Annotated in this window: 9 protein-coding genes; all 9 read right to left on the minus strand. The window is 71.1% G+C overall.

Features of this window, described 5'->3' with window-relative positions:
• Positions 1-189 precede the first annotated feature (189 nt).
• Positions 190-798 (minus strand): nucleotidyltransferase family protein, encoded by a 609-nt coding sequence (locus M2317_RS09250; RefSeq protein WP_429459424.1) that lies wholly within the window; start codon positions 796-798, stop codon positions 190-192.
• Complete coding sequence (locus tag M2317_RS09255) at positions 795-3,650, minus strand: molybdopterin-dependent oxidoreductase (protein WP_429459425.1); 2,856 nt, start codon at positions 3,648-3,650, stop codon at positions 795-797. Before M2317_RS09255 ends, M2317_RS09250 begins: the two co-directional genes overlap by 4 nt.
• Complete coding sequence (locus M2317_RS09260; RefSeq protein ID WP_429459426.1) at positions 3,647-4,591, minus strand: FAD binding domain-containing protein; 945 nt, start codon at positions 4,589-4,591, stop codon at positions 3,647-3,649. Before M2317_RS09260 ends, M2317_RS09255 begins: the two co-directional genes overlap by 4 nt.
• On the minus strand, positions 4,582-5,826 hold the full coding sequence (locus M2317_RS09265) for an XdhC family protein (protein WP_429459428.1): 1,245 nt from the start codon (positions 5,824-5,826) through the stop codon (positions 4,582-4,584). Before M2317_RS09265 ends, M2317_RS09260 begins: the two co-directional genes overlap by 10 nt.
• 113 nt (positions 5,827-5,939) lie before the next feature.
• On the minus strand, positions 5,940-6,773 hold the full coding sequence (xdhC, locus tag M2317_RS09270; protein ID WP_429459430.1) for a xanthine dehydrogenase accessory protein XdhC: 834 nt from the start codon (positions 6,771-6,773) through the stop codon (positions 5,940-5,942).
• A gap of 4 nt (positions 6,774-6,777) precedes the next feature.
• Complete coding sequence (gene xdhB, locus M2317_RS09275) at positions 6,778-9,147, minus strand: xanthine dehydrogenase molybdopterin binding subunit (RefSeq protein WP_429459431.1); 2,370 nt, start codon at positions 9,145-9,147, stop codon at positions 6,778-6,780.
• Complete coding sequence (locus M2317_RS09280) at positions 9,144-10,631, minus strand: xanthine dehydrogenase small subunit (RefSeq protein WP_429459433.1); 1,488 nt, start codon at positions 10,629-10,631, stop codon at positions 9,144-9,146. Before M2317_RS09280 ends, xdhB begins: the two co-directional genes overlap by 4 nt.
• A 22-nt stretch (positions 10,632-10,653) precedes the next feature.
• Complete coding sequence (locus M2317_RS09285) at positions 10,654-10,827, minus strand: hypothetical protein (RefSeq protein ID WP_429459434.1); 174 nt, start codon at positions 10,825-10,827, stop codon at positions 10,654-10,656.
• Between the two features lie 130 nt (positions 10,828-10,957).
• Entirely contained in the window at positions 10,958-11,710 is a 753-nt protein-coding gene (locus M2317_RS09290; protein WP_429459436.1) for an IclR family transcriptional regulator, read from the minus strand.
• Positions 11,711-11,747 lie beyond the last annotated feature (37 nt).

An 11,747-nucleotide genomic window follows, 5' to 3' on the forward strand; every position in this document is an offset into this window, starting at 1 on the left:
ACGCGGGACGGTGACGCGGGGACGGGTGACGCGGGACGGTGACGCGGGGACGGGTGACGCGGGACGGTGACGCGGGGACGGGTGACGCGGGGACGGTGACGCGGGGACGGGTGACGCGGGGACGGGTGACGTGGGGACGGGTGACGCGAGGACGGGTGCGCGGGTGCGGATGCGGGTGTGCGGATGCGGTCAGCTGATCTCGGGCCAGGCCGCCAGGTCCGCGGGCAGATCGATGTCGCCGCCGGATCCGACGTCCGCGCACTCGACATCGTCGATGAGGTGCGGACGCTGAGACAACCACGCGCGGGCGCCGGCATCGCCTTCGGCGAGTGCTGCGGCATCGACCAGGTCGGCCGTGTCGAATACCACAGGGTTCCCGGGCGCGCCGTTCCACGCGGCACGGGTCGCCCGTCCGGGCAGATGGGCGTCGAGCAGCCGGCGCATGACCTGCACACTCACGCCCGGCTGATCGACCAGCAGCACGATGACCGCGCGCGGACGGGATGCGGCCACGCGCAGCGGGCGCACCGCGGCGCGCAGCGACGCCGACATGCCGAGGTCGGCATCGGGCACGTGCACGACCTGCGCAGACGGCGATCGCGTACGCAGCCAGCGCCGGACGGCGGTGGCCTCCGGGCACACGGCGACCGTCACACTGCAGCCTGCGAGAGCCGCCGCTCGTGCCGTCCTCGTCACGAGCACCTCGTCGTTCCAGGTCAGCAGCGCTTTCGGCCCGCGGCCGAGGCGCATGCCGCGTCCGGCGGCCAGCACGATCGCGTGCCGGTGATGCAGCGTCACGCGCCCGCCTCCGCGCCGGCATCCGCATCTCGGGAGACCACGGCGGCATGGATGCGGTCGCGCGTGAACGGGGTGCGGGTCATCCGAATGCCGGTCGCGTCGCGGATCGCCGAAGCCAGCGCGGGCGCGATCGGGTTGAACGGCGACTCGCTCATCGACTTGGCGCCCAGCGGGCCGAGCACGTCCGAGGTGCGGGCGAACGAGATCTCCGAGCGCGGCACGTCGCCGAAGACGGGTACGTGATACTGGCGGAGGATGTCGGAGACGACCCGTCCTGCATCGTCGACTCGAACGATCTCGTGCAGCGCGGCTCCGATCCCCTGGGCGATTCCGCCTTCGATCTGGCCACGGCACTGCTCGGGGTTGACGACGACTCCGGCGTCCGCTGCGTGGATCGAGCGCAGGATGCGCAGCTCGCCGGTCGCCTCGTTCACCGCGACCCGGAATCCCTGCACGTTGAAGGCGACGGAGCGCGGTGTGCCGCCCCAGTATCCGGTGGCCTCGATGACGTCGTCGTCGGCCGCGGCCGCGATCTCCTGCAGCGTCACGGCGGAGCCGCCGCGCACGACGCGGTCGCCCGTCAGGATGCACTCGGCCGGCGGGGCGCTCAGCAGGACGGCGGCCCGATCCCGCAGCATCGTCGCGAGCGCGCTCGCCGCGGCGTGGGTGGCGCGGCCGGCGACGACCGTGCCGGTCGAGCCGAAGGCGCCCGTGTCGTGCGGCACGAGGTCCGAGTCGGACTGGCGTAGTCGCACCCGGCGGGTGTCGCTCTGCAGCACGGTCGCCACGATCTGCTGGTGCACCGTCGAGGTCCCGTTGCCGAACTCGGCGGTGCCGACATCGAGCGTGACCACGCCGTCGGCGTCGAGTCGCAGAGCCACGTGGGCGTGATGACCGCGCGGCGGCACAGTGGCGATCATGGCGACCGCCGACCCCTCGCCCATGCGCCAGCCGGGTTCGAGCACCGCGGCATCGGCTGCCCGGTCGCGCGCCAGGGCATCCTGGACGATCGAGACGCACTCGTCGAGGCCGTAGCTGCCGATCAGCAGGTCGGGTTCCTCGTGCGCGGCGACCATCGCATCGTCGGCACCGATGAGGTTCGCCCGCCGGAAGTCCAGGGGGTCGATGCCGAGCCTGCGAGCGAGCTCGTCGACCGTCGATTCGATCGCGAAGATCATCTGACTGAGGCCGTACCCGCGGAACGCGCCGGAGGGCACGGTATTGGTGTAGACGACGTCGGCGTCGATCCTCTTCGCCACTGCCCGGTACACGGCGATCGATTCGCCGACCCCGTGGAACATCACCCCTGGGCCGTGATTGCCGTACGCGCCGGTGTTCGAACGCACATCGACGCCGATGCCGGTGATCGTGCCGTCGGCTGTCGCTCCCATGCGCACGCGGATGCGGAACGGATGCCGCACCGTGGTGGCCGTCAGCACCTCCTTGCGCGAGAACTCCACCCGCACGGGCCGGCCCGTCGCCATGGTCGCCAGCAGCGCCAGGTCCTCGGTGAGCACCTCCTGCTTGCCGCCGAAGCCGCCGCCGACCCGGCCGGTGTAGACGCGGACGTCGTCCTTGTCGAGACCGAAGACACGCGCCAGCGTGCGTCGCACGAGGAACGGCACCTGGGTGCTGCTGCGCACGACGAAGCGTCCGCCCGCGTCGCGCCACGCGATCGAGCCGTGCGTCTCCAGCGCTGTGTGCGAGACCCGGTGGGTGTGGAACTCCCGCTCCTCGACGATGTCGGATGCCGCCAGCGCCGACTGCAGGTCGCCGACCTCGGAGTGCAGCTCCATGACGAGGTTGCGCGTCGGATCGGCCAGGCCCTCGACGCTCCCGCCCCCGGGGGACGTGGGGCCGTGCAGCGCGATGACGTCGGGATGGTCGGCCAGCTCGGGGTCGGTGTTGAACGGCAGCACCTCGTACTCCACCGCGACCAGACGTGCCGCACGGTCCGCGTCCCGCTGCGACTCCGCGACCACCAGCGCCACCCGCTGACCGACGAACCGCACGTATTCGTCGAACACCCGGGTGTCGGCGGGGTCGTCGGCCTCGATCTCGTGCTGCGCGGTCGAGAACACCGTCTGCGGGGCATCCGCGCGGGTGAGCACGGTGACGACCCCTGGGGCATCGAGCGCGCGTGCGGTGTCGACGCGAACCACCCGCGCGTGCGGGTGCGGGCTGCGCACGACGGCGGCGTAGAGGAGGGGCGCAGGCAGCTCGTCGGGGTCGACGTCCATCGTGTACTGCACGGTGCCGGTGACCACGCCCACCGCGGCAGGTGCCCCCGTGGCCGATCCCACGCCGCCCGCGCGGTCGTCGATGTTGGTCCGGCCGTGCACGGCATCGTCGATGCTGCGGTAGCCGGTGCAGCGGCAGATGCTGCCCTTCAGCGTGCGGTCGAGGTCGGCGGTGTCGATCACGGGCTCGCCGGTCCGAGGATCGGCGACCCGCGGCAGGGACGCCACGGTGCACACCATGCCGGCCGTGCAGAACCCGCACTGGAATCCGGCGGCGCGGCGGAACTGCTCCTGCACCGGATGCGGATGCTCGGGGGTGCCGAGCCCCTGCACGGTGACGATGTCGCGTCCGGCCGCGCGGTGCGCGGGGTAGACGCAGCTGTGCACGGCTTCGCCGTCGACGATCACGGTGCACGCGCCGCAGTCGCCGCCGTCGCAGCCCTTCTTCACGCCGTATGCGCCCTGGTCGCGCAGCCAGGTGCGCAGGCACTGCCCCGGTTCGGCGGTGACGTCGACGGTGCGGCCGTCGACGGTGGCTTCCTGGCGCCTGTCGGAGCCGTCTGCCGATGCGTCGTCGGCCGTCGTGGGGGAGGGGACGATGTCGATGGTCATGCCGCCATCCTCCGCATCCTGATGTCTCCGGTGACGCGTTCCTGCGCGTCATCCACGCCGGTCGCCGACGCCGGCAGCAGTTCGGCGAGGATCTCGTCGCCGAGCCGATGCGTCATGGTGCGCCGCCAGGCCGGCTCGCCGTGGATGTCGTCGTACCAGCCGCCGTTCGCACCCGCGGCGGTGTCGATCGCGCGGCGCCAGGCGCCGGCATCCGCGGGGATCCGCTGGGGTCCTGAGCCTGTCGATGGGCCGAGGTCCAGGGTGACGGGCCGGAACGTCGATGCGGTCACGGTCAGGCGCACGGACTCCTGCGACGTGCGCCGGCCGATGATCAGCGCGGCGGAGCGCCCCCGCTCGGTGAGCGAGATGCGCCGGAATGCCGCCACCTCGCGAAGCGAGGATCCCGGGACGCGGAAGCTGCGGATCAGTTCGCCGTCGCCGAGCCGATTGCGCGCCGGTCCTGCGACCAGCTCGGCGACCGGCATCCTCCGCCGTCGTCCGTCCGGCCGCAGGATGAGCGCCGTGGCGTCCCAGGCGCTGAGCAGCGAGATCATCGGCCCCGCGGGCAGGGCGGTGGCGACGTTGCCGCCGACCGTAGAGACGTGCCAGATCTTCCAGGAGGCGACGAACGCATCGCAGGCGGGCCGGATCAGCTCGATACCCGGGAGATCAGCGGGCAGGATGCCGTCTGGCAGCGCATAGAGATCGGCGATGCGGCACGTGGCGGCGATCTCGAGTCCGTGGCCGCCGCCCGGTTCTGCGATCCAGGTGAGCGCAGGCCACCCGGATGCCGTGATGTCGAGCAGACGGTTCGGCGCACCGCGGGTGATATCGGTGCCGTAGGAGTAGATGACCGTGCCGCCGGCGAGCCAGGAGTCGCCGGGCAGCCACTGCTCGGGATCGGCGCACATCAGCACCTCGTCGACGCACGTCACGTCCATGCCGGCACCCCGCTCTCGAGTGAGGCGGTCGCGCAGATGCGCGAGCCGTCGTGCACGTCTCCGCGGGTGTCGCGCAGACGCGGCCGGGGCGGGGCGTCGATGCCGGTGCGGGCGGCGGTCTCGGTGAGGATCAGCTCGGCGAGGATCGACACCGCCACTTCCGCCGGGGTGCGCGCGCCCAGATCGAGGCCGATCGGCGAATGCAGCACGGAGAGCGCGCTGTCCGCGAGACCGCCGGCGCGCAGTTCCTGCACACGCTTCTCGTGCGTGATGCGCGACCCCATCGCGCCGACGTAGGTGAGATCGAGCCGCAGCGCCCGCTCGAGCACCGGCAGGTCGAAGCGCGGGTCGTGGGTGAGTACGACGATCGCGGTGCGGGCGTCGATGCGGCCGGCATCCAGCTCCTGTTCGAAGTGCCGGAGCGGATGCATGCGGACCACCTCGTGGGCCCCGGGATGCCGTGCCCGCGTCGCGAAGACGGGCCGTGCGTCGCAGACCGTGACGTGTCTGCCCAGGGCGGCCGCCGCCAGGGCGAGCGCCGCCGAGAAGTCGTTCGCGCCGTAGACGATCAACCGGGCAGGGGCCGCCGCCGATTCGACGAACAGGCGTCGCGCGACCGGGCAGCCCGGTTGCGTCCGGTCCGTGATGTCGACCACGTGCGCACCTCCCGCGCGTGCGGCGGCGCGCACCGCGTCGTCACCGGCTTCCGGCGGGACATCGGCGCCGCGGAACGCGCAGGCAGTCGTCGCATCCGCGTGGGTGCGCCTGGAGCGACCCACGGGAATCGTCCGTCCGTCTGCGCGTTCTCCTCGGATCCGGTTGAGATCGCTCGGGACACCGGTGGTGCCGATCGCGGGCAGCTCGCGCACCAGGCGCAGGTCGGATGCCGGCGAAGCGAGGGTCGCGAGCACGTCCGGTCCGAACGTGACCAGCGGCTGCACGAGCACGCGCACGTCGCCGCCGCACATCAGCCCGATCTCGATACCGTCGTCGTCCGCGTACCCGAACGAGTGCAGCTCGACCTCTCCGGTTTCGAGGCAGTCCAGGGCCGCGCTGACGACGGCGCCCTCCACGCACCCGCCGGAGACCGAGCCGATCGTGCGGCCGTCGTCGCGGACGGCCATGGACGTGCCCGCGGGGCGGGGCACGGATCCGGAGACCTCGACGATCGTGGCGATCGCCCAGCGGCCGGGGTCGGCCAGGCATTCGGTGTAGTCGGCGATGCGGTCGAGCATGGGAACCTCCGGGTCGCAATCCGCTGCGTCTTCGCAGCGGGGTGCCCGGTAGATGGTTCACAGATGTAACCCGCCTAGGCCTGACAGCAGTCTAGATATTCACAGAGTGGATTTCAAGTTCCATTTTCCGGAAGAGCGAGATCGGCGGCCGCGGCCTCATCGATGAGCTGGAGCATCCTGGCCGCCACGCTCACCGCGATCGCCGCCGGTTGCTTGCCCGCCACTTCGGGGATGCCGATCGGCGTGGTGACGCGGAGGAGATCCGCCTCGGTGTGACCGAGCTCGGTGAGCTTGGCGCGGAACCGCGCCCACTTCGACGCCGAGCCGATCAGGCCGATGGAGCCGATGCCTTCGGTGCGCAGGGCCAGATCGACCACGGCGAGATCCTCGACGTGGTCGTGCGTCATGACCAGGACGTGCGCTCCCGGGGGGAGCGCGGCGAGCGCGGACTCGGGCACCGGCGCGTGCGTCACCTGCACGCGGGCGACGGCGTCGGACAGCACGTCGATGCGATCCGGCGAGAGCATCTCGGCGCGCGAGTCGATCAGGCGCAGCTCCAGCTCGTGCCTGGTCAGGATGCGGGCGAGCTCGAGCCCGACATGGCCGAGGCCGAAGACCGCCACCGTCGGCACCACGCGCATGGGCTCCAGCATGATCGTGACCTCTCCTCCGCAGCACTGCACGCCGTACTCGGTGACGGCCTTGTCGCTGAGCGTCAGCGTGAGCAGTTCGGGTTCGGCCGCTCCGGATGCCAGCATCCGACTTGCTCGCTCGATCGCCGTCGCCTCGAGATTCCCACCGCCGATGGTGCCGAAGACCTCGCCGGGGGCGACCACCATCTTCGCTCCGCCGTTGCGCGGCGCATGACCGCGCACTGCGGCGAGAGTCACGACGACCGCGGGGATGCGTCGTGCGCGCATCCCCTGCAGGGCGTCGAGCCAGTCCATGACCTCAGCGCGCGGCGGCGAGCACGCGATCGGGATCGGTCGTCGCACCGGCCTGCTGCGCCGCGCGCACCGACCAGAACACGGCCTCCGGCGTCGCCGGCGACGGCAGCTCGACCGTGCGGCCGGCCGGTCCGAATGCGGCGACGGCCTCGCGGATGGCCTCGCGGGCACTGAACGCGAGCATGAAGGGCGGCTCGCCGACGGCCTTCGAGCCGTAGACGGCGCCGTCCTCGCGGGCGTTCGTGAACAGGCGCACGTTGAACTCCTCCGGCATCTCGGAGAAGCTCGGGATCTTGTACGTCGACGCCGACTGGGTCTGCAGGCGCCCGCGGTGCGGTCCGTCCGTGGCATCCCAGCGCAGCTCCTCGAGGGTCAGCCAGCCGACGCCCTGCACGTACGCGCCCTCGATCTGCCCGATGTCGAGCATCGGCGAGAGCGAGTCGCCGACGTCGTGGATGATGTCCACACGGCGCACGCGATAGGCGCCGGTGAACCCGTCGACCTCGACCTCGGTGGCCGCGCATCCGTACGAGAAGTACTTGAACGGGGAGCCCTGCATGATGTCGGGGTTCCAGTGCAGTCCCTCGGTGCGGTAGTAGCCGGCCGCGAACAGCTGCACGCGCTGCAGGTAGGCCGCGTTCGCGACCTCGGCGAAGGTGAGCGCCTGGTCGCGGTTGCCGAGCCCTGTGACCACGCCGCCGGAGAAGCGCACGTCGCGCTCATCGACGCCGAGCAGGCGCCCGGCGACCTTCGCCATGCGTTCCCTGATCTGCTCGCAGGCGTTCTTCACCGCGCCGCCGTTGAGGTCGGCGCCGGAGGATGCCGCGGTGGCCGAGGTGTTCGGCACCTTGTCGGTGCGGGTCGGGGCGAGCCGTACCTGGTGCAGCTCGAGACCCAGCGCTGTCGCGGCGACCTGCATCATCTTCGTGTGCAGGCCCTGGCCCATCTCGGTGCCGCCGTGGTTGATCAGCACCGAGCCGTCCTTGTAGACGTGCACGAGGGCACCGGCCTGGTTGAACGCGGCGAAGTTGAACGAGATGCCGAACTTGATCGGCGTGGTCGCGAGGGCCCGCTTCGCATCCGGACTCTGCGCGTTGAACGCCGCGATCTCGGCCCGGCGCTCGTCGATCGCGGCCTCCGTGCGCAGCTGCGCCCACATGGTGCCCATGCGCTCGGAATCCTTCACAGGCTGTCCGTACGGGGTGGACTGGCCAGGGCGGTAGAAGTTCTGCTCGCGCAGCTGCATCGGATCGATGCCCAGGGCGGGGGCGACCCGACCGAGGATGTCCTCGATCACGAACACGCCCTGCGGGCCGCCGAAGCCGCGGTAGGCGGTGTTGGACGCTTTGTTCGTCTTCGCGATGCGGCCGTGCGCGTGCACGTTCGGGATCCAGTAGGCGTTGTCGAGGTGGCACAGCGCTCGGCCGAGCACCGGCTCGGACAGGTCGAGGCTCCAGCCGCCGTCGCACGTGAGCAGGGCGTCGAGCGCCTGCAGCATCCCGTCGGCGTCGAAGCCGACCTTCCAGCGGATGTGGAACGGATGCCGTTTGCCGGTCATCGTGATGTCCTGCGTGCGGTTCAGGCGCAACCGCACCGGGCGTCCGGTGAGCTTCGCGCCGAGCGCCGCGATCGCGGCGAAGCCGTGCGGCTGCATCTCCTTGCCGCCGAACCCGCCGCCCATTCGCAGGCACTGCACGGTGACCTCGCTGGAGCTGATCCCGAGCACGTGGGCGACGATCTCCTGCGTCTCGGAGGGGTGCTGCGTCGAGCACTGCACGAAGTACCCGCCCTCGGTGTCCCGGAGGGCGAGGGAGGCGTGCGTCTCGAGGTAGAAGTGCTCCTGGCCGCCGAACTCGGTCACGCCCTCGAACACATGGGTTGAGGAGGCGAGGGCGGATGCCGCGTCTCCGCGCTCGACGGTGCGGGCGATGCCCTGGAACGACCCGGCGTCGATGGCGTCCTGCACGGTGATCAGCGACGGCAGCGGTTCGTACTCGACCTTCACACGCTCGGCGCCGAGCCGCGCGGCCTCCTGGGTCTCGCCGAGCACCCAGACCAGCGCGTGGCCGTAGAACATCGCGACATCGGGGAACAGGGGTTCGTCGTGCTTGATGCCGGCATCGTTGACACCGGGCACGTCGTCGGCGGTCAGCACCCGCACGACGCCGGCGACCTCGTACGCGCCGGAGACGTCGATCGTCACCTTCGCGTGCGCGTTCGTGGACTGCACGGGCCAGGCCGTGAGCACGCCGGCCGTCTGCGCGGAGAGGTCGTCGGTGTACATCGCAGCTCCCGTCACATGCAGTACGGCGCTCTCGTGCGCTGCGCGCTGTCCGACGACGGGATTCGCCGGGCGGTCGGCCAGTGCGCTCATGCGGACACCTCCTTCGCGTCGAGGACCGTCGTGCTGTACAGCTTCAGCAGTGCGGTGTTCAGCATGAGAGAGCGGTACTCGGAGCTCGCCCGGTGATCAGACATCGGGGTCCCCTCCGAGCCGAGGATGTCGGATGCCGCGCGCACCGTGGCCGCATTCCACGGCTGCCCGATGAGCGCCTGCTCCGTGGCGTGCGCCCGCAGCGGCGTGGCGGCGACGCCGCCGAGCCCGATCGTCGCATCGGTCACGAGGCCACCGGTGATGTCGAGGGCGAACGCGACGGCGACGCTGGAGATGTCGTCGAAGCGACGCTTGGCGATCTTGTGGAACGCAGTGGTCGCCGCCAGCGGGCGCGGGATGCGCACCGCACGGATCAGCTCGTCCGGGCGGCGGATCGTCTGGCGGTAGCCGGTGAAGTACTCCGCCAGGTCGACCTCGCGCTCGCCGTCGGCCGACGCCAGCACCAATCGGGCGCGGAGGGCGAGCAGTGCCGGCGGGGTGTCGCCGATCGGGGAGCCGGTGCCGAGGTTGCCGCCGAACGTGCCGCGGTTGCGGATCAGCCGCGAGGCGAACTGCGGGAAGAGCTGGGCCAGCAGGGGGATTGCACCGTCGAGTCCGCGCTCGACCTCGGACAGCGACAGGGCCGCGCCGATCTCGATGACATCGTCGGCGACGGACAGGGCGCGCAGTTCCGGCAGCTGCTCGATCGCGACGACGAGCGGTGCGCGCCGTCCGCGGATGTTGACCTCGACGCCCCAGTCGGTGGAGCCGGCCACGAGCAGCGCGTCCGGTTCGTCGCGCAGCAGCGCGAGCGCATCCGCAAGCGACGCGGGCCGGATGAAGCGGGCGCCGTCGACCACGGCATCCGTCGCGACCGGAGCCGGAGCGGGCTCGGCGAGGCGCTGCTGCAGCGGGTCGGCGGGGTCGGGTTCGCCGAGCCTGTAGGCGGCATCGCGGATCGGGCGATAGCCGGTGCACCGGCACAGGTTTCCGCTCAGCGCGTGCAGGTCGAAGCCGTTCGGGCCGTGCTCTCCGGCATGGGCGGAGCATCCGTCGCCGTGCTCGGCGGCGGACCGGCCGGCGGAGACGACGGCGGCGGACCGGTCGGCGCGGTAGAACTCGCCGGCCATGCTGCAGACGAAGCCGGGCGTGCAGTACCCGCACTGGGACCCGCCGGCCTCGGCGAGCTTCTCCTGGACGGGGTGCATCGCCTCGGGAGTTCCGAGGCCCTCCGCGGTCACGATCTCCTGTCCGTCGAGAGCGTAGACCGGGACGAGGCAGGCGTTCACCGGCGTCCAGGCCGTGCCTCCGCCGGGTGCGGGGGTGGCGAGCAGCAGGGCGCACGCGCCGCACTCTCCCTCGGCGCAGCCCTCTTTGCTTCCAGAGAGTCCGCTGGTGCGCAGCCAGTCCAGGGCGGTGGCGTTCGTGGCGGTGTTCGCGAGGGGGCGTCGGCGCCCGTTCACGATGACGGCGTTGTCGGTCATGAGTCGATCTCCTCCGGTGAGTCTAAGCCTCGGGCGCCGCGAACCAGCGCGGGAACAGGATGCGGAAGGCGCGCAGGAAAGCGCCGGATCCGTCGGAGTCGCCCTGTTGGAGATCGGGGTCGATCTGGATGCCGCGGTTCTCTGTCGATTCGGCCCTCGTCGATGCGGGCCGGGATCGTTCACCTCGTTCGGACATGCGCACCTCTTCGTCGAGTGATCGTCTTCAGTCGAGGTTCATTCCATGATATGGAAGTCAATTACTGACTTATGGAAAGCGTACGACGATGCGCCGAAGAGGTCAATGCCCCTTCGCGACGGCGGATCCCTCAGCCGCGAGCGAGTGCGGAGATCTCGGCGATCGCGTCGCGCAGCACCGGGATGGCACGCTCGGCGAAGTCGTCGTCGACGCGGGCGATCGGTCCGGACACGGACACGGCCGTGGCGACGGGCATGTCGGGCACGGCCATCGCGTAGCAGCGCACGCCGATCTCCTGCTCTCCGTCATCGATCGCGTAACCGCGTTCGCGGATGAGCTCGAGGTCCGCGAGCAGGTCGGGCAGCGTCGCGATCGAGTGCTCGGTGGCCGGCGGCATGCCGGTGCGCGAGATGATGTCGCGCACGGCGTCGTCGCTGAACTGCGAGAGGATCGCCTTGCCGACGCCGGTCGCGTGCAGATGCGCACGGCGCCCGACCTCGGTGAACATGCGCATGGCGTGCGGCGACGGCGCCTGTGAGACGTAGATGACCCTGTCGCCGTCGATCGTCGCGAGATTCGCCGTCTCGCCGAGCCGCGACACGAGGTCCTTGAGCTGCGGCATCGCGATCTGCCCGAACTTGCGATTCGCGACCTCGCCCAGGCGGACCAGTCGCGGGCCCAGCGCGTACCGGCGGTTCGCGAGCTGCCTGGCGTAGCCGAGGGAGACCAGGGTGCGCAGCAGTCGATGGATCGTGGGCAGCGGCAGGTCCGCCGCGGCGGCCAGTTCGCTGAGGGTGACGTCGCCACCGGCATCGGCGATGAGCTCGAGCAGATCGAACACGCGGGCGACGGACTTCACTCCGTCGGAGGCGGCAGCGGGCATCGCGGGCCTTTCATCGGATGCGGAACAGGCGATGTCG

Source organism: Microbacterium sp. ZKA21, assembly GCF_050434165.1.
In the GTDB taxonomy this organism is placed as follows: Bacteria; Actinomycetota; Actinomycetes; order Actinomycetales; family Microbacteriaceae; genus Microbacterium.

Excerpts from the sequence above, each read along its gene's own strand:
- M2317_RS09280 (WP_429459433.1), bottom strand. The coding sequence starts at position 10,631 with ATGACCGACAACGCCGTCATCGTGAACGGGCGCCGACGCCCCCTCGCG.
- M2317_RS09265 (WP_429459428.1), bottom strand. The coding sequence starts at position 5,826 with ATGCTCGACCGCATCGCCGACTACACCGAATGCCTGGCCGACCCCGGC.
- M2317_RS09285 (WP_429459434.1), bottom strand. The coding sequence starts at position 10,827 with ATGTCCGAACGAGGTGAACGATCCCGGCCCGCATCGACGAGGGCCGAA.
- xdhC (WP_429459430.1), bottom strand. The coding sequence starts at position 6,773 with ATGGACTGGCTCGACGCCCTGCAGGGGATGCGCGCACGACGCATCCCC.
- xdhB (WP_429459431.1), bottom strand. The coding sequence starts at position 9,147 with ATGAGCGCACTGGCCGACCGCCCGGCGAATCCCGTCGTCGGACAGCGC.
- M2317_RS09255 (WP_429459425.1), bottom strand. The coding sequence starts at position 3,650 with ATGACCATCGACATCGTCCCCTCCCCCACGACGGCCGACGACGCATCG.
- M2317_RS09290 (WP_429459436.1), bottom strand. The coding sequence starts at position 11,710 with ATGCCCGCTGCCGCCTCCGACGGAGTGAAGTCCGTCGCCCGCGTGTTC.
- M2317_RS09260 (WP_429459426.1), bottom strand. The coding sequence starts at position 4,591 with ATGGACGTGACGTGCGTCGACGAGGTGCTGATGTGCGCCGATCCCGAG.